Origin of the sequence: Sphingomonas swuensis (assembly GCF_039538045.1) — a bacterium.
GTDB lineage: Bacteria > Pseudomonadota > Alphaproteobacteria > Sphingomonadales > Sphingomonadaceae > Sphingomicrobium > Sphingomicrobium swuense.
Map to the genome: position 1 here is coordinate 426206 of NZ_BAABBQ010000001.1, position 23174 is coordinate 449379.

Genomic DNA, 23174 nt, shown 5'->3' on the forward strand with positions numbered 1-23174 from the left:
GACTTACGCAAGGCGCCATGACTCCGGCCCAGCTATCTGTCGCCTTCTTCCTGCAGCTGATGCTGATCATCGCCTGCTGCCGGGGTGTCGGCTGGCTTGCCAAGCGTTTCTTCGGACAGCCTCAGGTCGTCGGGGAGATGATCGCGGGCGTGGTGCTCGGGCCCTCGCTGCTCGGGCTGCTCGCGCCAGAGGCGCAGGCCTTCCTCTTCCCGCCCGAAAGCAAGCCAATCCTGTTCGTCGTCGCGCAGCTCGGCGTCGGCCTCTACATGTTCATCGTCGGTCTCGGCTTCGACCTCGACCATTTCCGCGGCAATGCGCGCAGCGCCGCCGCCGTGTCGCTGTCGGGCATCGCGGCTCCTTTCCTGGTAGCGACGGCCCTGACTCCCTGGCTGCTCGCCACGCCCGGCCTGTTCGCGCCGACCATCAGCCAGGCCGAGGCGACGCTGTTCATGGGCGCCTGCATCGCCATCACGGCCTTTCCGATGCTGGCCCGGATCATCCATGAGCGGGGGATCAGCGGAAGCTCGCTCGGCACGCTTGCCCTCTCGGCCGGAGCGATTGACGACGCCGGCGCGTGGATGGTGCTGGCGATCGTCCTGGCCAGCTTCGGCGACGGCCCGAACGTCGCCATGCTGGCCATCGGCGGAGGGGTCGCCTTCGCGCTCGTCATGCTGACGCTCGCGCCACCGTTGCTTGCCAGGCTCGGAAGCTGGCACGCGAGGAAGGGGCACATCGACCATCAGCTGCTGTCGGTCGTGATGATCCTGTTCATGGCTTCGGCCTGGACGATGGACGCGATCGGCATCCATGCGGTGTTCGGCGGCTTCATCCTCGGCGCGGTAATGCCGCGCGGAGCCTTCGCGACCGACCTGCGCAAGATGCTCGAGCCGCTGACTACCGTGGTCCTTCTGCCCTGCTTCTTCACCTTCTCGGGGCTGAACACGCAGCTCAGCCTCGTCGGCAATTCCGACCTCCTCCTGCTTGCGGCGGTGATCCTCGTCGGCTCGATCGTCGCCAAGGGCGGTGCCTGTTACCTCGCCGCCCGGGCCACCGGACAGGACCACCGCACCGCCGCCGGGATCGGCAGCCTGATGAACGCGCGCGGCCTGATGGAGCTGATCATCATCAACATCGGGCTCCAGCGCGGGGTCATCGGTCCGGCGCTCTTCTCGATCCTCGTCCTGATGGCGATCGTCACCACCCTCATGGCATCGCCGCTGTTCGAACTCTTCTACGGTCGCCATGCCCGCCGAAGCGGAGCGCTGGGCGCGTTGAACGAGGAGCCGGGGCCACCCGCCGGCACCCGCCTCACTTCAGAAAATTGACAAGGCTGAGGTTCGCCAGCCGGCCGAACAGCGTGTAGCTCGCCTCCAGCGCGGTCTGGCGCTGGACCAGGGTGCTTGCGACCTCGGCCATGTCGGCATCCTCGTTGCGCGCGACCAGCCGCTCGAGGATCAGGCTGCGCTCGCCGGCACGCTCGGTCAGGCTCTCGACCTGTGCCTGCCGCCGCCCGTTCTCGGCATGATGGGCACGGAGCGTCTTGAGACCGTCGTTGAGCTGCCCGATCGCCTGATCCATCGCCGCCTTCTGCGCGGGGGTCGGGACGTCGCCGATCACACCGCTGTCGGCAAGCGTCCGGAACGCCTCGAACAGGCCGGTGCCGAGTTCGCTCGCGGTCACGCCATAGGTCACGTCCAGCCCGTCCGAGACACGCGCACTTGCGTTGACGGAGTCGTTTGCGAAGGCCGCCGCGGTCGGCAGTCCGGCAGTGGCCGCCAGGCTCGCCGGAACGAACGGCGGGGTGCCGACCTGCGACCCGGCGAACAGATGGCTTCCCGCCTCGTCGCTGTTGAGTCCGGTGCGGAAGCGCTGGAAGGCTTCCTCGGCGACTTCCTGCAAGCCCTCGGCACGATTGGTGCCCGTCGCCTGCAGCAGATTGTCGCGAAGCTTGTTCATCGCCTCCTCGATCCCGGCGACCTGCGTGTCCATCAGCGCGAGCGTCGTTCCGACCCGCGCCCCGACCGCGGCATGCGCCTCCTGCCGCGCAAGCAGCGTCCGTGCCGACAGGTTGCGCATCGTCTCGATCCCGAGCGAGGCGAAGTCGGGCGCCTTCTTGCCGGTCGCCATCTGCTGCTGGGTCTCGGCCAGCCGCCGCTGCGAGGCCGCGATCGAGCTGAACAGCGTCCGCTGCATGGGAATGGTGGCAACGCGGTTCCAGTCGGCCATCAGCGCATCATCCCGAGCAAGGTGTCATACATCTGGGTCGCGGTGGTCATGACTCGCGCCGCCGCCGAATAGCTGTTCTGGAGCGTCACCAGGCTCGCCAGTTCCTCGTCGATGTTGACCCCCGAATAGCTGTCGCGGCGGTTGATCGCGTCGGCCCGCCGCGCCCCCATGTCGTCGAGCCGGTCCTTGGCCCCGGCCGCGTCGAGCCCGGCTTGGCCGAGTACGAAGCTGGCATAGCTTTCCATCCCGCTGATCCGGCCGCGCCCGAGGTCGACCGCGGCGGTCAGCTGGTCGACGAAGGCGTTCGCGCCGCGGCTGTCGGCCCCACCGACGGCTCTGCTTCCGACCGCGGCGGCCGTGTCCAGCCGCGCGAGCGGGAGCCGCTTGCCGCTGGCTACGATGTCAGGCCTGACCTGCGCCAGCGCGAGCCCGGTCTCCTGTCCCGAGGGCAGCAGGAGGGAAGAAAGCGATCGTCCGGTGCCGAGGCGGTCGGTGGTGTCGGCGACGACGTTGAGGGTCGCGGTCGGCATGGCGGCGACGGGAGTGAAGGCCAGCCGCCCGCGCGCATCGAGCGACGCGCTGCCATAGGCGGCCAATGGCCCCGCGTTGAGTGCATTGACGAGATCGCCGAAGGTGCCGCCCGCGACCGGGGTGAGCGTCGCCTCGGCGAGGACTCGTCCGTCGGCCCCGCGAAGCACGAACTCTGTGTTCCCGCCCGCTGCCAGGCCATGCGCGTCGGCGGCGGTGAAGCCGCTCGGGCCGTAGCTGCGCGGTCCGCTGACGAGGTCGTTGAGCCCGAACGCCTGGGCGAAGCCGAGCCCGGCACGGTCGCTCGGACTGGCGGGATCCTGCGCCACCGCGACGCCAAGCGCCCCGGCGCCAACGAGGCTGAGCTTCCCTTGCGCGAAGCTTGCCGTGACCAGCCCGCCCATGCCGGCATTGATCGCGTTGATCGCGTCCTGCACCGTGGCTGCGGGACCGAGGCTGGCGAAGTCGAGCGTGAAGCTGGCGGCGAGCGTCCCGTCGGGCTGGAGCGCGGCGACCACCGCCTTGCCGCTGAACCCGAGCCGGTCGCTCGTTCCGAAGCCCGTGGTCGCGCCATCGAGGCGATTGGGCGCGGGCACCGTCGTCTCGGCGTTACTGACCGCGTTCAGCGCCTCCGCGAGCCCACCGAACAGGCTTCCGATCTCCTCCTGGAAGCTCGGCAGGCGGCGATCGCGCAGGTCCATCAGCCCGCCCAGCCGGCCGCCGATCGCGGGGCTGTCGAGCCGTTCGCCTGTCTCGGCCCCGAGGCTCCCGTCGGCCTCGACGAAGCGCAGCTTGACCGGCGGATAGAGCGGCTGGGCACTGCCCTCGCTCGGCGGATAGTCGAGCTGCCGGAGGCGCCGGTCGAGCAGCGTCACTCCGCCGGCAGTGTCGATCGTCAGCCTCCCGTCGGCGCCCTCGCGCACCTCGATCTTGATCAGTCCGGCAAGCTCCTCGACCGCGCTCATCCGCTGGTCGATCGACCCGTTGGCCGCACGTCCGCTCGACGCCTGGCGGGCCACCGCGTCGTTCAGCCCATCGATCCGTCGGAGGAGGTTGTTGATCGAGTCGACCGTGTAGCTGAACTCGCGCTCGGCATCCTCGCGTAGCCCCGCGACGTCCTGATCGAGCGTCTGAAGCGCGGTCAGCGCCTGCTGCACCGCGCCGACGAAGCCGCGGATCGTGGGTTCGCTTCCGGCCGCGCCGGTCATCGCCACCGCCGCCGCGCCGATCGCATCGAGCCGCGCCGGGAGCCCGCTCGCCTCGCCGGGCGCGCCGAGCAGCGACTGCAGCCGATCGAGCGAGTTCGCGACCGCCTCGGCCGAACCCCAGTCGCCCGCCCGGCGGTAGACGGTGGCCTCGAGAAAGCGATCGGCGACGCGCACCGCCTCGAGGGTCCGGACCCCGCTGACCTGCGCCGCGGTGACGCCGGTCTCCAGCGGCACCCGTTCGCGGGCGTAGCCGGGCGTGTTGACGTTGGCGATGTTGTTCGAGGCCGAGCGCAGCCCGGCCTGCGACGCGTTCAGTCCCGACAGGGCCGAGCCGAGGATCTCCGACAGGCTCACCGCTCAGCCCTGCCTAGCGCTTCAGGCTGGACAGTTCCTGCAGCATGTCGTCGACCGTGGTGATGATCTTGGACGAGGCGCTGTAGGCCCGCTGGAAGCGGATCATGTTGGTGAATTCCTGCGCGAGGTCGACGTTCGAGGCTTCAAGGGTCGCGCTCGAGATCATCCCCGCTCCGAGCGCACCCGGCGGATTGATCGCGACCGATCCGCTGGCGCTCGACACCGCAAAGGCATTGCCGGTCAGCCGGGTCAGCCCATCGGGATTCTGGAAGGTCGCGACTGGCAGCTGGAATACCTTGCGGGCGGTGCCGTCGTCGAAGATCGCGCTGACCACGCCCGTGTCGTCGACCTCGATGCTGGCGATGTTGCCGAGCAGCCCGCCGTCGACGCTGGAACTGATCAGCGCGCTCTGCCCGCCGAACTGGGTCAGGCCGTCGAGCCCGCCGTCGGAGCCCAGCTGCAGGTCGATCGGCTGAGACCCCGCGCCGTTGGTCCAGCTCGGAGTCAGGCTGCCGAAGAGGGCAGGGGAGGACCCCGCGACGTTGAGGCTTCCGTCGGGGTTGAACAGCACTGTCCCGCTCGCCAGCAGTCCGCCCGGCGCGGTCACGTCGCCGGCCGGCACCGCGGCGACTTCGGCTACCCACTGGTTGGCGGCGGTCTTGAGGAAGGACAGGCTGATCCGGTGCGCGCCCCCCTGCGCGTCGTAGATGTCGAAGCTGCGCTGGAACTGCGGGGTGACCGTTCCCGCGCTCATGTCCCCGGCGGTGTAGGCGCCGGCGAACACCGCCGCGTCCGACTGGAGGTTGGCGCGCATCTGCAGCCGGCTGGTTGCCGCCGCCGAGCCGGTCAGCTCCGACAGGCGCACCGGTTCGAGCGCGTTGAGGTTTCCGGTGTCGACGAAGTTGCCGGTCGCATCGAGCCGCCAGCCCTGGAGATAATAGCCGCTGGTGTTGCGCAGGAAGCCCTGGAGATCGGGCTTGAACGCGCCCGCTCGGGTGAAGGCGACCTCGCTTGCGGGATCGGCGCCGGTGCGGACGACGAAGAAGCCGGCGCCGTCGATGGCGAGGTCGGTCTGGCCGCTCGACGCCTGGAGCAGCCCTTGCTTGCTGATCAGCGCCTGCGGGGCCGCGGCGACGCCGCCCGCCGAATAGGACGACTTCATCCGGCCGTCGGTGACCAGCGTCCGGAACTCGGTCGCGACGCCCTTGTAGCCGATGGTGTTGATGTTGGTGATGTTGTCCGCGACCGTCGCCATCGCCGAGCTTTGCGCGCCAAGGCCGGACACGCCGGCGTAAAGGGCCGAATAGAGACTCAAGGCTGCTGCCTCCCATCCTTGCGCCGGCATCGGCCGGGCTCATGGCCTCCTTATAGGAGCGCCGTCCGACCCCCCGCGCAGGCGGCAAGATTTGCCGCCCTCGCGCCCGCCACGCCCTGCCGCGACCTAGAAGGGAGGGACCAACTGGTGAGGGAACAGGCCAATGACGCTCAGGATTTCACTTCGCGACGGCGAGAAGGTCGTGATCAACGGCGCCGTGATCCGCTCCTCGGGTCGGACCGATCTCGCGATCGAGAGCAAGGTGACGATCCTCCGCGGCCGCGAGATCATGACTCCGGCCGAGGCCAGCACCCCTGCGCGCGCGCTCTACTTCCACACGATGATGGCCTATCTCGACCCCGAGCGGCTCGAGGAGCATCACCGCCGAATCGTCGACACGCTGCAGTCGGTCTCCCGCCTCCTCCCGTGCGAGCAGGGCAGGGCGGCCACCGCCCGCTTCGCCGAACGCGCCGCGCTTACCGATTACTACCGCGCGCTAGGTGACTGCCGGACGCTGATGCGGCTCGAGCATGACGCCCTCGCGCAGGTGACGGAAGTCGCCGCCTGAACGGCCTTGCCGCCTTGTCCGGCCTTGCAGGCCGGATCCGCGGAGCCGACCCGCATCGCCGCTTCGGTACCTTGCGCAAGGCGCGGGACGCGCTGCTTGAGGTCGATGGCCTCGGAGGCGCGGCGACCCTTGGAAGTCGCCTCCGCATTGAAGGCCGGGATGGCCCGGTCGAGGCGGAGGTCGCCGCCATCGACGGCCAGACGGTGTCGGCAATGGCATTCGACGCGACCGACGCGCTCGTCTCCGGAGTCCGGGTCGAGCTTCTCCCCGGCATTTCCGCGCTGCGTCCGTGCGATGCCTGGCTCGGCCGGGTGGTCGACGGGCTTGGGCGCCCGCTCGACGCTGGGGGCCCGCTGCCGTTCGGTCTTGTCCCGGCGCCGTTCCGGTCGACCCCGCCCCCGGCCGCCGCGCGCGGCCGCGTCGGTCCGCTGCTTGCCACCGGCGTGCGCGCGCTCGACTGCTTCGCCCCGCTTTGCGAGGGCCAGCGGCTCGGCCTGTTCGCCGGCTCGGGAGTCGGCAAGTCGGTGTTGCTGTCGATGCTTGCCCGCTGGTCCGACTGCGACGTCGCCGTCATCGGGCTGGTCGGCGAGCGCGGCCGCGAGGTGCAGGAGTTCATCGAGGACGACCTCGGGCCCGAAGGCCTTGCCCGCTCGATCGTCGTGGTCGCCACGTCGGACTCCCCGGCAGTGCTCCGCCGCCAGGCCGCATTCACCACGCTCGCCCTGGCCGAGCATTTCCGTGACCGCGGCCTGCGGGTGCTGTGCCTGATGGACTCGGTCACCCGCTTCGCCATGGCCCAGCGCGAGATCGGCCTTGCCTGCGGCGAGCCGCCCGCCACCCGCGGCTTCACCCCTTCCGTCTTCGCCGAACTGCCCCGGCTTCTCGAGCGGGCGGGGCCGGGCCTTGCCGGGCAGGGGAGCATCACCGGCCTGTTCACCGTGCTGGTCGACGGCGACGATCATGACGAGCCGATCGCCGATGCCGTGCGCGGGATCCTCGACGGCCATGTCGTCCTCAGCCGCCGAATCGCCGAGCGCGGGCGCTATCCCGCCATGGACCTGCTCAGGTCGGTCAGCCGAACGCTTCCGCACTGCCTCGATCCGCAGGCCGACCGGACCCGCCTTCGGGCCCGCGAGGTCCTCGCGACATGGGCGGACATGGAGGAACTGGTGCGTCTCGGCGCCTATGCGCCCGGGGCCAGCGCCGAAGTCGATCGCGCGATCGATCTCGCTCCGCGGATCGAGGCGATGGTCGCGCAGGGCAAGGACGATCGTGGCGATCCCGCGCAGGCTTTCGCGGACCTCGCCGATATCCTCGGCGAGACCGGATGAGCGGCCGTTTCGTGACGGCGCTGCGGATTCGCCGCCGTGCCCTCGACCAGCTCGCGCTGGCGATTGCCGGAGAACGGCGGAGGAGCGACCAACTCGCCGCCGCCGGCGAGGCGCTCCGGGACTGCCGAATGGCCGAGCGTCGCCTGGCATCGTCGTCGCCCTTCGATCCGGATCGCTGGTTCGCCGTCACCGCCGCAAGGCTCGACGACCTCGCCGCCGAGAAGGAGTTGTCCGGGGAGCGTCTCGCCGGACTTCGCGCCGCCGCCGCCGAGGCCCGGGCCCGCCTCTCGCTGCTCGAGGATGCCGACCACGCCGCGCGCGTCGCCGAGCAACGTCGCCGCGACAAGGCGAAGCAGGACGCGCTCGACGACCGCACCGGCGCCAGCTGGAGCGTGTCCCGGTGATCTCTTCGGAACTCGCGGGCCTTGCTCCGGCCGAGCGCGCCGACCTCATCTACCGGCTCGCCCGAACCGACCTCGATTCGCGCTTGTGGGAAGCAGCCCTTGGTCGCGCCGCGGGCCTGGCCACGACCACCGAGCTCAAGGCCGCCGCAAGCCCGCTTCGCCTCGAGGCCCTGGTCGAGGCGCTGAGCACCGACGACCGGCTAGCGCCGCGCCTCGCCGGCGCTTCGTCCGATCCGACTGTGGGGCGATCGCCCGACCTGCCCGGTCTCGGCGCCAATGCCGCCTACCAGCCCCTGCTTGAGCAGGCGGCGAAACGCACTGGGTTCGATCCGGCCCTGCTCGCCGCCATCATCGATGCAGAGGCCGCCAAGACCGGGGGCGGGCAGTGGGATCCCGTCAGTCGGAACCCGCGCAGCACTGCCGCCGGTCTCGGCCAGTTCCTCGCGGGCACCTGGCTCGGGGAGGCACGCCGCCCGGGAAGCTGGCTGTTCGAAACCGCGCGCAGCCGCGACTGGCTGACGCCGGCCGGCGCGGTCCGCCCCGAGGCGCGCGAGGCGCTGCTCGCGCTTCGCTTCGATCCCCGGGCTTCGATCGAGGCCGTCGCGGACCATGCCGCGAGCAATCTTCGCCGTCTGCGCGCCCAGGGAGTTTGCAGCGACGACCTGCCTGCCCAGGCTCGCGCCGCCTATCTCGCCCATCATCTCGGGCTCGGCGACGCGCTGCGCTTTCTCGGCCGCGGGATCGACGAAGGCCGGGCCGGGCGACTGCTCGCCGCGCAGGTCGGGGCTGCCGCTGCCGGCCGCCGGATCGCCGCTGCCGGCAGCGCGGCCGAGGCGCACCGCGACTGGCTGCTCGCCTATGTCGATCGCCGGGTCCGTCCGACCCGCTTTCTTTCGGCCTGACGAACTCCCTCCAAAGTTGAGGCATCTGCCCTTCGCTCTCTCTCGCGAGGCACCATTAACTCCGCTTCGGAGGCACGGGTTTACCGCGATTAACTGCCGCAAGCGCCTTCTCCCAGGCATCGGGCGGGCCGGGAATTGTCCCCTCGCCGAAGTCCGGGGGGACCCATGTCGAAGACCACCGCCGCGCTTGAAGCCGCAGTCGCCGAGCTGCTCCACGTCCGTGCCCCTGCCGGAACTCGGCCGAGCCCGCGGCAGCGGGTCGCGACCGACCGCGCCTTCGCCCGCATCCTCAAGCTGCTGAGCCCCCGCTTCCGCCACTTCATCCGCCAATATGGGCTCGGCAACCATTGGGACGATGCCGAGCAGTGCTGCGCCATTGCCGTCCACCGTGCGGTGGAGGCCTATGAGCCCGAGAAGGCGCAGTTCACCACCTTCGTGAACTGGCAGATTCGTGGTGAGCTGCAGTCGCTCCGCTTCCGCCTGATGACCGACCAGCGCCCCTCTGCGCAGAAGGTCTCGGCGACCACCGTCTCGCTCCACTCCTTCGTCACCGGCGACGATGGCGAGGAAAGCTCGCTCGAAAGCCTGGTCGAGGACGAGGAGGCGCTCGAGCGCACGGAGCGCGCGGCCAGCGACTATCTCGCCCGCGCCGCCGCCCAGTGCCTGATCGAGGAATTCGTCGCCAAGGGCCGCCATGCCGCGCTCGAGACGCTCCGCCGCAAGCAGCCCAAGCGCGAGCTTGCCCGGGCGCTCAAGGCCGGCGGCCGCGCCTCGCTGGACCCGCAGGCGCTCGACGGGATCGAGGCCCGGCTCGAGCGCGATCGCGAAATCCTCGAGCAACGCGTGTTCGGCGAACTGGCCGACTATGACGCGCCCGAGGGCAGCGGCCTCAATCGCGAGCAGGTCCGCCAGATCGGCAAGCGCGCCGCCCGAGCCATGGCCGAATTGGCCGAGCAGAACCCGCGCTTCCGGGTGATGGCCGACTATGCCCCGACCATCGCCAGCCGTCGCTCCAGGGCCGCCGCACCTGCACCGGGGATCCTTCCCGACCCGCGCGCCGCGCACAATCGCGCCACCCAGGTCGTCGCACTATCCGACCTCGCCCCGGTTGCTCCCGTGTCCGCCACCCGGCGCCCCGACGGCGATCACCTCGCGGCATGAGCGGCGCCGGTCCGCACCGGGCCGCCGCTCTATTCGTCACCCCTAAGCAAAAGAGCCCGGCAGCATCCTCGCTGCCGGGCTCTACGCCGACCCGGTGGGGGAGAAGGGCCGAGCGTCAGAATTCCTTTCAGTCGTCGTCTTCGCCGGCGGTAGCCCCGACGATCGCCGGGGAGACGGTGCTCCCCGAAGCCAGCGCGTGGAGTGAAACCGCCGGCAGCGACCGGACCGGCGACTGGTAGCTGCCTTCCTTGCCATGCTTCGGAAGGGACACAGGCGCCTTGGCGGGGGTCTCCTCCGCAGCCGCAGTCTTCGCCTTCGCCGCCACAGGGACGGGTCCCTTGGCCGCTGGTGCAGGAGCCTCCCCGGTCGGCGGTGAGACCAGCGCAGGCCCCGCATCGGCGCCGCGGAAGCGCCCGGCCTGCTCGGCCAGCCTGCTCGCTTCGGCGAGAAGGTTGCGCGCCGCCGCCGAGGTCTGCTCGACCATCGCCGCATTCTGCTGGGTCGACTGGTCCATGCTGGCGATGGCGGCATTGATCTCGGTGATGGCCAATGCCTGCGCCTGGTTGTCGCTTGCCATCTGGCCGAGCAGCTGGTGAACCTCGTCGACGTCGGACGAAATGTTCTGGAGCGCGTGGTCGACCTTCTCGACCGCTTCCACCGCGGCGACGATGTCGGTCTGCGTCACCGTCAGCTGGCCGCGCGCGCGTTTCGCCTCCTCCTCGGCACGCATGGCAAGCGCGCTGACGAGATCGGCGACGACCGCGAAGCCGCGTCCCGCCTCGCCCGCGCGGCCGGCCTCGACCGCCGCGTTCATCGCCAGCACCCGCGTCTGGAAGGCGATCTTGTCGAGCCCCTCGATGACGCTGTCGATGCCGCGCGCGCTGTCGCTGACCCGGCCCATCGCGGACACCGCCTCGTCGGCCAGCGCCCGCCCCCCGCTGACCGTCGCGATCGCCTGGTCGGCCCGTCCGACGGTCGCGGTCGACGCGCTTGCCGAGGCCTTGAGCCGGCCGTCCATCTGCTGGATCGCCGCGCTGGTCTCCTCGAGGCCCGCGGCATTGCTCTCGGTCCGGCGGGCGAGGTCCTCGCTTGCCTGCGCGATCTCCTGGCTGCCCGTCCGGATCGCTCCGGTGCTCTGCGCGACCGAGCGGATCAGGCCGCCGAGGCCCTCCACCGCGCTATTGAAGGAATCGCGCAGCGCGCGCTGGCCCGCGGGAAAGTCCTCTCCGATCCGTGCCGACAGGTCGCCCGCGGCAAGCCGGTCGAGATGGCTGGCGAGGATCCGGCCGGCGCGTTGCTGCTCCTCGTCCGGAGTCCTCAATGCCTCCGGGGTCGTCCGATTCACGGCTTCGTCGCGCAAGCGGGCAAGCGAGCGGCCGATCGCGCCGATCGGATCGTTCCGCCCGCAATGGGGAATGTCGCTGGCACGATCGCCCGCCGCAAGCCCCGCCGCGCGCTCCTCGAGGTCGGTGAGCGGATGCAGCAGGCTGACCTTGATCAGTCGGTAGCCAAGCGCCAGCGCGCTGCCCGTGGCGAGCAGCCCGGCGACGAGTGTCGGAACGCCAGGCTGGGCGGAACCGACCACCGCGACGCCGGCTCCGGCCAGTGCCGGCATCAGCAGAGCGGCGATTGCCGTTCGCTTGTCACCCCTGTCTGCAAACAGCCTGCCCATGGTCCCGCCCTATGTCCTCGCACCGGCCCGCGCCCGGCCGCCTGTTGCCCTCGTTATAGAGGGCGCTTCGGCGCTTCCTTCCCGCCCGGGGCAAACACCCGGTCGCCATCGGCAGACGCGACCATCGGCCCTCCGCTTCGTTCAGGCACGATGGCCGATCCTGCATCTTCCCGGCGGCGGCCGTGGCGCCCCAGGCGCCTGCTCGTCACCAGCGCTGCCCGGGAGCACGCCCACGGCCGCGCCATCGTCGCTCGGGCCGAGGCGCTCGACATCCCGATCACCGAGCTATCCGGCAACCAGGTCCGGCTTCCGCCCCAGCCCGACCCGCGCCGCGCCTATGCCGAGGCCAAGGCCACCCTCGCGGTCGTCACCGCGCCGCCCTCCCGGCTCAAGCTCCAGCCGATCGCGCCCAGCGCCGACTGGCGGGTCGACCTCGCCGAAGGCTGCCCCGCCCATTGCGCTTATTGCTATCTCGCCGGTTCCTTGAGCGGTCCGCCGATCACCCGCGTCTACGCCAATCTCGACGAGATCACCGCGGTTCTACCGGATTATCTCGGGCAGGGGCGGATCACCTCGCGCTCGCGCGCCCGGGCGCACGAGGGCACCACCTTCGAGGCGAGCTGCTACACCGACCCGCTGGCGATCGAGCCGCTGACCGGGTCGCTGTCGGCACTGATCCGCTGGTTCGGCCGCTGGGACGCCGACGTCCAGCTCCGCTTCACCAGCAAGTTCGCCGACGTCTCCGCGCTCCTCGACCTGCCCCACGGCGGACGCACCCGGATGCGGTCGTCGATCAACCCGCCCGCATGGCACCGCTTCGAGGCCGGGACCGACCCCGTCGAAGCGCGCCTCGCCGCCCTCGCCGCGATGGGCCGTGCGGGCTACCGGGTCGGGCTGACCATCGCGCCAATCATCGCCGCCGAGGGCTGGCGCGACGCCTATCGCGACCTCATCGCCATGGCGGCGCGCGCGCTCGACGGGATCGACGGCCTCGACCTCACCGTCGAGCTCATTACCCACCGCTTCACCCCCGGCAGCCGCGCGGTCCTGGCGAGCTGGTACCCCGGCTCCGACCTCGAGATGGACCCCGAGCGCCGGGCCGAGAAGCGCACCAAATTCGCCGGCACCAAGTTCGTTTACCCGCCCGAGCTCATGACCGAACTCAAGACCTTCTTCCTCGCCGAGATCGCCGAGCAGCTCCCGCACGCCCGCATCCTCTATTGGACCTGACCGAACGGCGCGGAGCTGACTCCTCTGCGGCACCCAGGCTCGCAGCGGAGCGTAGCGGATCAGCGGCAGATGTCCGTTATGGGTGGAAAGTGGACGTTAGCTTGCGGCGTGTCGAATGAAGTGTTCGAAAGCGTCCTCGAAGGTATGATCGGTCACCTCGTTGGGCATATCCGGCAGTGGCAGAGCCTCTGAAGAGCCGTTTCGAATCACCGTGATGTCGCAGTCCCCAGTTGACCACACAATCATGCGGCTGACGTTGTCTGCGGTGTCCACGTCGATGAAGAACGATGGATTGCCTGAAGCTTCGCTCTCTGCGGTGAACGTAAAGGCAGCTTTCAAGCCCTGCTGACTCAGCGCCGCACCCTGCTCACGTGACCAATCCGACCAGCGATGAAAATCAAACATTGTGGAGAGGTATTCCAGTCGCCCCAATGTCCGCAATGGGTCGAAAGCAGCCATTCTCGTCGACATCTTGAAGGGGAGCGAGGCGCCCCGTTTGCCCATGCACTCGTTCCGACGCCCAAGCGCTGATCAGCCAGCGATCTTGGGCTTCTTCCTGGCGGGAAGTTTGGAGACTGCCGGCCTCGCTTTCGCTTTCGCGGATGCGAGCGGCTCGGTGGTTCTCTCTGCGGGATCCTTGGCCTTCGCCGCGACGGGCTTGGGGGCGAGCGGATCATCGCCGCCGACCGCGTCGAAATCGATCTCCAGCGTCGGTCGGGCCGGGCGGCGGCTGTCTTCTTTCGCGATGAACTGGGCGAGCACCTTGGTGTCGCGGCGATAGGGGTCGGCTCGGAACAGGGTGCCGGAACCGCCGTCCGGCGAGGCGGTCAGGTAGGTCAGGTAGACCGGCATCGGTTCGAACAGGGCGAGATTGTCCTCCCGGTCCGGATCGGCGGGTCGAGGCACGGCGCCAAAGATCCACTGGGCCAGGCGCGCCGCATCCTCGAGGCGGACGCAACCGTTGCTGACCCACCGGTCGTCCTGGGCGAACAGCGCCTTGCTGGGTGTATCGTGGAGATAGATGCCGAACTCGTTGGGCATCATGAACTTGATGGCCCCCATGCTGTTGGCACCGCCGGGCAGCTGGCGGACCCGCTGCTCGAAGCGGCCGGCCGCGACGGCGGCCCAGTCGATGGTCGCCGGGTCGACCAGCTTGGAGTCGCGTTCCCATCCGTCCAGCACTTCATAGCGACGCTCGGCAAGGTAGCTCGACCCCTCGGCCAACACGCGCGGGGCGATCAGCTTGGCGACCAGATCGACCGGCACGTTCCAATAGGGATTGACGCTGGCATAGCGCATCATCGCCGCCATCATCGGGGTCGCCGAACTCGGCGCGCCGACGACGACCTTCATGCTGTCGACAGGCCGGCCATCCTCATACATCCACAACCGAGCCGAGCCCACATCGACCAGGATGTAGCGCTTGGCCGCGTTCGGCGCGGGGAGCCGTCGCGCCCGTTCCATGTTCAGCAACAACTTGCGCTCGAACAGGGCGGACCCCTGATTGAGCGCGGCGATGGTCGTGGGGCCCGGCTTGCCGTCGACGGGAAGGCCGTGGACGCGCTGGAATTCCGATACTCGTGCTTCGAGTGCGGGATCCACCGTCCCTGCAGAGGGCAGGCCCAGCCGCTCGCGCAGGAGACGAACCCGGCTGTTGTCGGCGCCGGGTGTCAGCGGGCCGCCGCTGGTCGGAACCCGGAGCTGCGGCAGGCTGCTCCAGTCGCGCTGGTATCGAAGCAGCTGGCGACGGAGATCGGTGTAGAGGTGATGGATCGGCTTGAGCAGGTCGATCGGCGCCCCACTCCAGCTCACGTCCTCGATCTCCGGCTGATCGGGGGCAAGCTCGGGCTCCGGCGGCATCGCGCCGGCATCGATGATGATCATGTCGATCGCCGGATTCGCACTTGGCTGGCGGTCCGCGGCCGCCGCGCGGCCACTCACCAGCAGGAGCGCAGCCGCGCCGATAAACTTCCATTGCACCACAAGCTTACCCCACGCGCACCGCTGGCCACCCCTTCTAGGGCTGGCGCGTGAACCTCGCAGTAATCACGTGGCTGTTGCGGCAGCCGGCCTGGCGCAAAGGTCCGCTATTTGTGGAGAGCGGACACTCGCGTCCTCACGCAAAATAGGATCTTACGGGCTCGTCACAGCGCAAGACATGCTCAGCTAAGCTGAATACCTCTTTGGCCAGGGGATGCTGGAGAGCCTCGTCGCGTGGCAAAACCGTGCCGAGGTATCCGGACGACCACGCGGAGTCCTGAGCGTCGACAAGAGTCACGTTCGTGTTCAGCTCATCCGACCAGAGGTCGAAAGTGAACGCTATCCGCGCGGAGGGCTTTTCCGCCTCGTCCCAACGGCCGAAGCCTACAATCATTTGGGCTCGAGGTGGCTGGTGCTCAGAGATCAGCGCCGCCTTGTAGATAGCAAACGGTGAGCCGTGCCGAGTCACGTATCGCGTCAAAATCTGCTGGCTTGCACCGCAGCAGGCGCACGAACCCGCCTCGGGCTTCTCGAACTCGATCTCATCCACAGCAATGAAATGAAGCACGGGCTAAACTTCCGCAATGAGTCGGAGTCAGACCTTCGTCCAGAACGTCGCAAACGGGTGGAACGCGGACACTCATGGCTTCGCGAGATTGGCCATGGCGTCTTTCAAGAGTTGCTCTTCCATCTGCTCAGTTTCGGTGCCGACATAAGCCTCCATCCGCCAACGGCCATCAAGAAAGTGCTTTCCTACAGGGCGTTCCAAGAACCCTACTATCTCGGCGAGTTCAGCTTCGGTGAACTCCCAGTTCACGTGGTCCTCGTATGCCTGCTGATATTCTTTCCGATGTTTAGAGTAGGCGTTCGTCAAAGCGGCCATCCGCTTCTCGAAGCCGCTCTTGAGGCCCTCCCGCATGTCTTGGCCGCTCGTGACTTGCCACATCGGGCCACCCGGAACCGCATAACGTTCGAGGAAGCTGCCGCTATCAAGCTGCTGCTGAAGACCAATCGCCCGGAGAAATCGACGGACGAGCAACAGCTTCGACGGACTGGCAGGCACACCGATTTGCGCAGATGGCGCGAGCGTTTCGTTAGTTTGCGGGGGAGCAGCCAGCGCAGTCGAGGTTGAGAATAGCGCGACCACGCCGAGCAGCAGGAAGGTCTTCATCTCCGCACTCTGTCCGGCGCTGCTATGGTCCGCAATGGGCCGTAAGCAGACAACCGGGTCGCTCACTGCGCCAGCCCTTCCTCGCTCATCTCCACGACCAGCGACTTTCAGCGTACCAGCCAGCCCTGTTGCTGCAGCGTTCGCCGCCAGCTCTTCACGAAACAGCCCGTCCCTGCCGAGGGTCCGACCGGGCCGCAGCTGCCGATCCCGGTGTCGCCTTCGCCGACCCAGCCCATCCGCTCGGTCATCACGCCCTTGACGTTGCCGCCCGGATCATAGGGCGCGTCGGGCGGGGTGACCTGATAGCGCTGGGCCTGCGCCCGCCGGCCGCAGACCAGCACCTCGGCATCCTCGCCGCGCGACCGGCACTCCTGCCGTGCGACCTCGCGGGTGACGGCACCGGACAGGTCGGGAGCGAGAACCACGACGAGGAACAGCACGGCGCGCAGCATGCGCCCGCCGATGCGCGGCGACAAGGCCTTTCGCCGAACCCGACACGAGGCTGCCCAGACCATAGAAAAAGCTGTCCTACAGACAACCATATAGGTTAGCTCTTCTGCGAATCGAAAGACCTTCGCTGCCCAGGAGACCAAGCATGTCCAAGGATGCGCCGCCGACAGTCGACCAGCTCGTCGACGATCTCATCGCTCGCGAGGGCGGGTTCGTCGACCATCCGGCCGATCGTGGCGGTGCGACCTGCTGGGGAGTAACCGAAGCGGTTGCCCGGGCGCATGGCTACGGCGGACCGATGGCGCTTTTCCCGAGGGGCGAGGCGGCAGCCATCTACCGGCGGCTCTACTGGCTTCGGCCGCGCTTCGACGCCGTCGCCAGCCGAGCCCCGCGCCTCGCCGCCGAGCTATTCGATACCGGGGCCAACATGGGCCCGGCGGTCGCTTCGACCTTCCTCCAGCGCGCGCTCACCGCCTTGAACCGCAACGGCAAGGACTATCCCGACATCGAGCCCGACGGCCGGATCGGCGAGCATACGCTGGCGGCCCTCGACGCCTTCCTCTCGCTCCGCAAGGGCAGTGGCGAACTGGTCCTGCTCCGGGCGCTCGAGGCGCTGCAGGGTGAGCGCTACCTCCGCCTGGCCGAGAAGCGTCCCGCCAACGAAGCCTTCCTCTACGGATGGCTCGCGAACCGCATCGGTCAGGAAGAGTTGCCGAACCGCCACCGGCTGTGACCGGTGGGTGACGGCCCGGACCACGCGAAACCCCGCCACCCTGTGAACTTCGGGAACTTCGAACGCCGATTGATCCCCGCACCCCGTGAACTTCGAGAACTTCGAGAACTTCGAGGAGACCGCAATGCCGCTGATTGAAGCCATCGTCGCTCCGCTCGCCAAGCTGATCGACAAGATCATCCCCGACCCCCAAGCCCGAGATCGCGCCAAGCTCGAGCTGTTGAAGCTCCAGGGCGACCAGGAAGCGAACCAGATCGGTCAGCAGATGCAGGCCATCATCGCCGAGGCGAACTCGTCCGACCCGTGGACCAGCCGTGCCCGCCCAAGCTTCCTCTACGTCATGTACACGCTGATGCTCTGGTCGATCCCGATGGGACTGATCGCCGCCGCCGACCCGTCGAAGGCGGCAGCCATCGCGACCGGGATGACCGCCTATCTGCGCGGGCTCCCGAGCGAGCTCTACACCCTCTTCGGGACCGGCTATCTCGGCTACACCGCCGCCCGGACCTGGGGGAAGGTCAAGGGCGTCGAATAAGCGTCGGGGCTGGGCAGGGGCCTTGCCCGCTCGCTTCGCTCGTGGAACGATCCTTCCCGTCCGCTCTTCTATGACGGCGGACAGGAGGGATCGTCGACTTGGGGCCTCAGCTCGAACCCGGAAGCAATTGCTGGAGGATTGAACAGGCCGGTCGCGCCTCGGTGATCGTCGACGCCTGCGATTATTACCACATCATCCGGCAGATGATGGAGCGGGCAAACCACCGCATCCTAATCATCGGCTGGGACTTCGATCCGCGGATCCTGCTCGATCGCGGGGAAAGTCGCGAAAGCCTCGGCGACTTCCTGCTCGGGATCGCCCGCAAGAAGCCCAACGTCGACATCCGGATCCTCAAATGGGACCTCGGCGCATTGAAGCTGCTGGTCCGCGGCAAGGCGCTGGGCTGGCTCGCCCGGCTGGCCTGGCAGAAGTCGATCAAGTTCACCCTCGACCATGCCCATCCCGCGGGCTGCAGCCACCACCAGAAGATCGTGGTGATCGACGACAGCTTCGCCATCTGCGGCGGGATCGACATGACCGGCGACCGCTGGGACAAGTCCGCCCATCTCGACGACGAGCCGGGCCGGGTCCGTCCCAACGGCAAGCCCTACGGGCCGTGGCACGACGTCACCATGGCGGTCGACGGGCCGCTCGCCCGGGCGCTGGCCGAACTCAGCCGCGATCGCTGGCGGCGCGCGACGGGCGAGGAACTGCCCAAGATCGAGCCGCGCGACGATCTCTGGCCCGACGAGCTCGACCCGCACTTCACCGACGCCCGCTTCGCCATCGCCCGGACCCAGGCGCCCTACAAGGACTGGGAGGAAGTGCGCGAGATCGAGGCGCTGTTCGTGGATGCGATCGAGAGCGCCAAGCGCTTCATCTACCTCGAGAACCAGTATTTCACCTCGCCCCGGATCGCCGCGGCGATCATGCGGCGGATGGAGGCGCCCGAGCCGCCCGAGATCGTGCTCGTCACCCCGATCACCGCCGACGGCTGGCTCGAACAGGTGGCGATGGACGCGACCCGGTTGCGGCTGATGAAGATCATCGGCGCGGTCGATCCCGAGGACCGCTTCCGCATCTACACGCCGAAAACCAAAGGCGGGCAGGACATCTACGTCCATGCCAAGGTGATGATCGTCGATGACGCCTTCCTCAAGATCGGGTCGGCCAACATGAACAACCGCAGCCTTGGTCTCGACAGCGAGTGCGACCTCGCGCTGGTCGACGAGGAGCGGCACCGCGACTGCGTCCGAGCCGTGCGCGAACAACTGATGGCCGAGCATCTCGGGGCGAGCGAGGAGGAAGTTCGCGAGGTCTTCGAACGCACCGGCTCGCTCCGCGCCACCATCGCCGAACTGACCCGGCCGGGCGAGCGGCGGCTCGAGCCACTGCCCTACGAGAAGCCCGACGGCACCGCCTGCTTCATCGCCGAGACCGAACTGCTCGATCCCAAGAGCCCCGACGCGATGTTCGAAGGCATGACCCGCCGCACCCTGTTCGATCCCCTGCGCGGCCGCTTCAAAGCGCTTCGCCGACGGGGGAAGAAGCTGCCGGTCTGATGGCCCGCTCGTCCCAGCGGCGCCGCTGGCAGAACATCCCCCGGGTCGCGGCCGACCTCGTCGACCGCTTCGGCTGGAGCCCGGTGGCGCTGCTCAACACCGTCGACCGCCTCTATCCCGGCCGCGGCGATCGCGCTCGCAAGGCGGGCGAGGCAGTCCGCTACGGTCCTCACGCCCGCCACCATCTCGATGTCTGGGTGCCGAGCCACCCGGACTCGGCCAGGCTTCCGGTAATCGTCTTCTTCTATGGCGGCGGCTGGCATTCGGGCGAGCGGGTCGATTACGGCTTCGCCGCCGCCGCCTTCGCCGCGCAGGGCTTCGTCGCGGTCGTTCCCGACTACCGGCTGGTGCCCGAGGTGCGTTACCCCGACTTCCTCGAGGATGCCGCGCTGGCGCTTCGCTGGGTGTGGAGCAACATCGCCTTCTACGGCGGCGACCCGGCGAAGATCACCGTCGGCGGGCACAGCGCGGGTGCCTACATCGCGGCCATGCTGGCGCTCGACCCGCGCTGGCTGACATCGGTCCAGCTTCCGCCCTCGACGATCAAGGCGGGGGTGCTCCTGTCGGGCCCGTTCGACTTCGCGCCGTTCCGCGAGTGGCGCGGGCGGGCGACCTTCGGAAGCTATCACGATCCGGCCGAGACCCAGCCGATCAACCATGTCCGGGCCGACGCTCCGCCGCTCCTCCTCCAGCACGGCAGTTCGGACCGGCTGGTCTATGCCAAGAACAGCAAGAGCCTCGATACGGCACTGGCCCGGGTCGGCGCCCCGCACGAGCTTCGCCTCTATCCCGGCTGCGACCATGCCGGCACCGTCGTCGCGCTGAGCCGACCCTTCCGGAGCCGCCATCCGGTGCTCGCCGACGCAGTCTCTTTCTTGCGCTCGGCCCTGGAGCTTCCCACTTCCCCGCCAAGGACATGAGCGGAAACAGCATGGAACATTGGCACGGCACCACCATCCTCGGGGTGCGCAAGGACGGGCAGACGGTGATCGCCGGCGACGGCCAGGTCAGCATGGGCAACACGGTGATGAAGCCCAACGCCAAGAAGGTCCGGCGCCTCGGGCGTGACGGCGCGGTGATCGGCGGTTTCGCGGGTGCCACGGCCGACGCCTTCACCCTCTTCGAGCGGCTCGAGAAGAAGCTCGAGACCCACCACGGACAATTGCTCCGAGCGGCGGTCGAGCTCGCCAAGGATTGGCGGACCGACAAATTTCTCCGCAACCTCGAGGCGATGATGATCGTCGCCGACCGCGAGGTCATGCTGGTGATCACCGGCAACGGCGACGTGCTCGAGCCCGAGGGCGGGATCGCGGCGATCGGATCGGGCGGCAATTACGCGCTCGCCGCCGCCAAGGCGCTCACCGAATATGAGGCCGATGCCGAGAAGCTCGCCCGGCGCGCCATGGCGATTGCCGCCGAGGTCTGTGTCTTCACCAACGACCGGCTGACCGTCGAAACGGTCTGACCCGCAAAGGAAGCGACTTATGCTCTACTCACGGCTCGGCACGTCCGGCCTGATCGTCTCGCGTCTGAGCCTCGGGACCATGACCTTCGGTACCGGTGGCGGCAACAAGGCCATCGCCAAGACCGATCCGGCTGCGGCCGGGCGGATCCTCGACCGCGCGATCGAGGCGGGGGTCAATTTCATCGACACCGCCGACGTCTATTCGGAAGGCCAGTCCGAAGAGATGCTCGGGCAGCTGATCGAGGGCCGCCGTCATGACCTGATCATCGCCACCAAGGCCGGCTGGCGGAGCGGCAAGCCGCTTCACCGCAGCGGCCTCTCGGCGGCGCACCTTCACCTGTCGATCGACGAGAGCCTGAAACGCCTCGGCACCGACTACACCGACGTCTACATCGCCCATCGCACCGACGACGAGACGCCGCTCGAGGAAACGCTGCAGGCGCTCGACGCGATCGTGAAGGCGGGCAAGGCGCGCTACCTCGGCGTGTCCAACTGGGCGCCGTGGAAGGTCGCCGCGGCGCTCGAGCTCCAGCGCGCCAATGGCTGGGCGCCCTTCACTCACGTCCAGATGATGTACCATCTGCTCGGCCGCGGCATCGAGCAGGAGATGACCGGCATGCTCGCCCACTATGGTCTCGGGCTGACCGCCTGGAGCCCGCTCGCCGGCGGCTTCCTGAGCGGCAAGTACACCCGCGAGAATCTCGACGACCCCAACTTCCGCCTGTCAGGCTTCGACATGATCCCCTTCGACAAGGAGCAGGGATTTGCCTTGGTCGAGCAGATGCGCGGCATTGCCGAGGGTCATGGGGTCAGCGTCGCGCAGGTCGCGCTGGCCTGGCTGCTCGCGAAGAAAGCGGTGTCGAGCGTCATCATCGGAGCCTCGCGGATCGAGCAGCTCGACGACAATCTGGCGGCCGCCGACCTTGCGCTCAGCACCGAGGAAGTGGCCGCGCTCGACGAGGCGACCGCTCCTGTTCCCGACTATCCGGCCTGGGTCACCCGAGTGGTCGACCAGCCGATCAGCAATGCGCTGGCCGCCAAGCCCGGCGAGCGCCCGACCCTCGAGGCACCCAACGTCGTATGAATGACAATCTCACCCCGAAGACCATCGTCGCCGCGCTCGATTCGCACATCGTCGGCCAAGCCGACGCCAAGCGCGCCGTCGCCGTGGCGATGCGCAACCGCTGGCGGCGCCAGCAGCTCGGTCCCGAGCTGCGCAACGAGGTCACGCCCAAGAACATCCTGATGATCGGGCCGACCGGCTGCGGCAAGACCGAGATCAGCCGCCGGCTGGCGAAGCTTGCCGACGCGCCCTTCGTCAAGGTCGAGGCGACCAAGTTCACCGAGGTCGGCTATGTCGGCCGTGACGTCGAGCAGATCGCCCGCGACCTCGTCGAGGAAGCCGTCCGGCTCGAGAAGGACCGACGCCGCGACCGGGTCCGCAAGGCCGCCGAGGAGGCCGCGATGGAGCGGCTGCTCGACGCGCTGACCGGCAAGGGCTCGAGCGAGGCGACCCGCGCCTCCTTCCGCGCCCGCCATTACGACGGGAGCCTCGACACGGCCGAAGTCGAAATCGAGGTCAGCGAGGCGCCGGCCATGCCGTTCGACCTGCCGGGGCAGGGCGGGGTCGGGATGATCAACCTCAGCGAGATGATGAGCAAGGCGATGGGCGGCGCGCCCAAGAAGCGGCGCAAGCTCAAGGTCCCGGCCGCCTTCGCCAAGCTGACCGAGGAAGAGGCCGACAAGCGCCTCGACCAGGACGACATCAGCCGGGTCGCGCTGGCCGACGCCGAGGCCAACGGGATCGTCTTCCTCGACGAGATCGACAAGATCGCGGTCAGCGATGTGCGCGGCGGATCAGTGAGCCGAGAGGGCGTCCAGCGCGACCTCCTGCCGCTGATCGAGGGCACCACCGTCTCGACCAAATACGGGCCGCTCAAGACCGACCACATCCTGTTCATTGCCTCGGGGGCGTTCCACGTCGCCAAGCCGTCCGACCTGCTGCCCGAACTCCAGGGTCGCTTGCCGATCCGGGTCGAGCTCCAGGCGCTTACCGAGGCCGACTTCGTCCGCATCCTGTCCTCGACCCGGGCGAGCCTGACCGAGCAGTATCAGGCGCTGCTCGGCACCGAGGGCGTGACGATCCGCTTCACCGAGGATGGGATCCAGGCGCTTGCCCGGATCGCCGCCGAGGTGAACGAGAGCGTCGAGAACATCGGCGCGCGGCGGCTCCAGACGGTGATGGAGAAATTGCTCGAGACCATCAGCTTCGAGGCGGAGGACCGGCGCGGCGAGGAGCTGACGGTCGATTCGGCCTTCGTCGAGAGCCAGCTCGCGAGCCTCGCCCGGAACACCGACCTGTCGCGCTACGTGCTGTGA

At 68.6% G+C, this 23174-nt stretch carries 23 protein-coding genes; 14 read left to right on the forward strand and 9 right to left on the reverse strand.

Going from position 1 to position 23174, the window contains the following annotated elements; all coding sequences use genetic code 11:
• The first annotated feature begins 17 nt into the window (after positions 1-17).
• A complete protein-coding gene (locus tag ABD727_RS02195; protein ID WP_344705752.1) occupies positions 18-1325 on the forward strand; it encodes a cation:proton antiporter in 1308 nt (435 codons plus the stop codon).
• Here ABD727_RS02195 and ABD727_RS02200 read toward each other — a convergent pair.
• Genes ABD727_RS02200 through flgE form a run of 3 tightly spaced genes read right to left on the reverse strand, consistent with a single transcriptional unit; the run spans position 1309 to position 5631 of the window.
• Positions 1309-2226 carry a flagellin gene (locus tag ABD727_RS02200; RefSeq protein ID WP_344705753.1) on the reverse strand — a complete coding sequence of 306 codons (918 nt, stop codon included), beginning with the start codon at positions 2224-2226 and terminating at the stop codon, positions 1309-1311. The two genes, ABD727_RS02195 and ABD727_RS02200, sit on opposite strands and share 17 nt — an antisense overlap.
• Entirely contained in the window at positions 2226-4316 is a 2091-nt protein-coding gene (locus ABD727_RS02205) for a flagellar hook-associated protein FlgK (RefSeq protein ID WP_344705754.1), read from the reverse strand. The genes ABD727_RS02200 and ABD727_RS02205 overlap by 1 nt, the downstream gene beginning before the upstream one ends.
• 13 nt (positions 4317-4329) lie before the next feature.
• Positions 4330-5631: a flagellar hook protein FlgE gene (gene flgE / locus ABD727_RS02210; RefSeq protein WP_344705755.1), complete on the reverse strand. Its 1302-nt coding sequence runs from the start codon at positions 5629-5631 to the stop codon at positions 4330-4332.
• 163 nt (positions 5632-5794) lie between these two features.
• On the opposite strand from flgE, the gene ABD727_RS02215 reads away from it, so the two are divergent.
• From ABD727_RS02215 to ABD727_RS02235, 5 genes are all read left to right on the forward strand, one after another.
• A complete protein-coding gene (locus tag ABD727_RS02215) occupies positions 5795-6199 on the forward strand; it encodes a flagellar biosynthesis repressor FlbT (RefSeq protein ID WP_344705756.1) in 405 nt (134 codons plus the stop codon).
• 14 nt (positions 6200-6213) lie between these two features.
• Positions 6214-7530 carry a FliI/YscN family ATPase gene (locus ABD727_RS02220; RefSeq protein ID WP_344705757.1) on the forward strand — a complete coding sequence of 439 codons (1317 nt, stop codon included), beginning with the start codon at positions 6214-6216 and terminating at the stop codon, positions 7528-7530.
• A complete protein-coding gene (locus ABD727_RS02225; RefSeq protein WP_344705758.1) occupies positions 7527-7934 on the forward strand; it encodes a hypothetical protein in 408 nt (135 codons plus the stop codon). Before ABD727_RS02220 ends, ABD727_RS02225 begins: the two co-directional genes overlap by 4 nt.
• A complete protein-coding gene (locus tag ABD727_RS02230) occupies positions 7931-8836 on the forward strand; it encodes a peptidoglycan-binding protein (protein ID WP_344705759.1) in 906 nt (301 codons plus the stop codon). The genes ABD727_RS02225 and ABD727_RS02230 overlap by 4 nt, the downstream gene beginning before the upstream one ends.
• 165 nt (positions 8837-9001) lie before the next feature.
• Positions 9002-9997 (forward strand): sigma-70 family RNA polymerase sigma factor, encoded by a 996-nt coding sequence (locus tag ABD727_RS02235; RefSeq protein WP_344705760.1) that lies wholly within the window; start codon positions 9002-9004, stop codon positions 9995-9997.
• 127 nt (positions 9998-10124) lie between these two features.
• Here ABD727_RS02235 and ABD727_RS02240 read toward each other — a convergent pair whose 3' ends face one another.
• Positions 10125-11669 (reverse strand): methyl-accepting chemotaxis protein, encoded by a 1545-nt coding sequence (locus tag ABD727_RS02240; RefSeq protein WP_344705761.1) that lies wholly within the window; start codon positions 11667-11669, stop codon positions 10125-10127.
• Positions 11670-11819: 150 nt separating this feature from the next.
• Between ABD727_RS02240 and ABD727_RS02245 the strand changes: the two genes are divergently transcribed.
• Positions 11820-12899 carry an SPL family radical SAM protein gene (locus tag ABD727_RS02245; RefSeq protein WP_344705762.1) on the forward strand — a complete coding sequence of 360 codons (1080 nt, stop codon included), beginning with the start codon at positions 11820-11822 and terminating at the stop codon, positions 12897-12899.
• Positions 12900-12995: 96 nt separating this feature from the next.
• On the opposite strand, the gene ABD727_RS02250 is transcribed toward ABD727_RS02245, so the two are convergent.
• From ABD727_RS02250 to ABD727_RS02270, 5 genes are all read right to left on the reverse strand, one after another.
• Positions 12996-13304 (reverse strand): immunity protein TriTu family protein, encoded by a 309-nt coding sequence (locus ABD727_RS02250; protein WP_344705763.1) that lies wholly within the window; start codon positions 13302-13304, stop codon positions 12996-12998.
• 126 nt (positions 13305-13430) lie between these two features.
• Positions 13431-14879 (reverse strand): L,D-transpeptidase family protein, encoded by a 1449-nt coding sequence (locus tag ABD727_RS02255; protein ID WP_344705764.1) that lies wholly within the window; start codon positions 14877-14879, stop codon positions 13431-13433.
• 136 nt (positions 14880-15015) lie between these two features.
• Positions 15016-15429 (reverse strand): hypothetical protein, encoded by a 414-nt coding sequence (locus ABD727_RS02260; protein ID WP_344705765.1) that lies wholly within the window; start codon positions 15427-15429, stop codon positions 15016-15018.
• 90 nt (positions 15430-15519) lie between these two features.
• Entirely contained in the window at positions 15520-16050 is a 531-nt protein-coding gene (locus tag ABD727_RS02265) for a DUF2059 domain-containing protein (protein ID WP_344705766.1), read from the reverse strand.
• 107 nt (positions 16051-16157) lie between these two features.
• The gene (locus tag ABD727_RS02270; protein WP_344705767.1) at positions 16158-16502 is read right to left on the reverse strand and encodes a hypothetical protein; all 345 of its coding nucleotides are present in this window, start codon (positions 16500-16502) and stop codon (positions 16158-16160) included.
• A gap of 143 nt (positions 16503-16645) precedes the next feature.
• Here ABD727_RS02270 and ABD727_RS02275 point away from each other — a divergent pair, with 143 nt between their 5' ends.
• The 7 genes from ABD727_RS02275 to hslU all read left to right on the forward strand — a co-directional run bounded on the left by ABD727_RS02275 (position 16646) and on the right by hslU (position 23174).
• On the forward strand, positions 16646-17233 hold the full coding sequence (locus ABD727_RS02275) for a glycoside hydrolase family 108 protein (RefSeq protein ID WP_344705768.1): 588 nt from the start codon (positions 16646-16648) through the stop codon (positions 17231-17233).
• 124 nt (positions 17234-17357) lie between these two features.
• The gene (locus tag ABD727_RS02280) at positions 17358-17768 is read left to right on the forward strand and encodes a holin family protein (RefSeq protein WP_344708005.1); all 411 of its coding nucleotides are present in this window, start codon (positions 17358-17360) and stop codon (positions 17766-17768) included.
• Positions 17769-17929: 161 nt separating this feature from the next.
• Entirely contained in the window at positions 17930-19330 is a 1401-nt protein-coding gene (locus ABD727_RS02285; RefSeq protein WP_344705769.1) for a phospholipase D-like domain-containing protein, read from the forward strand.
• Positions 19330-20250: an alpha/beta hydrolase gene (locus ABD727_RS02290; RefSeq protein WP_344705770.1), complete on the forward strand. Its 921-nt coding sequence runs from the start codon at positions 19330-19332 to the stop codon at positions 20248-20250. Before ABD727_RS02285 ends, ABD727_RS02290 begins: the two co-directional genes overlap by 1 nt.
• Entirely contained in the window at positions 20247-20795 is a 549-nt protein-coding gene (hslV, locus tag ABD727_RS02295) for an ATP-dependent protease subunit HslV (protein WP_344705771.1), read from the forward strand. The genes ABD727_RS02290 and hslV overlap by 4 nt, the downstream gene beginning before the upstream one ends.
• 19 nt (positions 20796-20814) lie before the next feature.
• Positions 20815-21879 carry an aldo/keto reductase gene (locus tag ABD727_RS02300; protein WP_344705772.1) on the forward strand — a complete coding sequence of 355 codons (1065 nt, stop codon included), beginning with the start codon at positions 20815-20817 and terminating at the stop codon, positions 21877-21879.
• On the forward strand, positions 21876-23174 hold the full coding sequence (gene hslU, locus ABD727_RS02305; protein WP_344705773.1) for an ATP-dependent protease ATPase subunit HslU: 1299 nt from the start codon (positions 21876-21878) through the stop codon (positions 23172-23174). Before ABD727_RS02300 ends, hslU begins: the two co-directional genes overlap by 4 nt.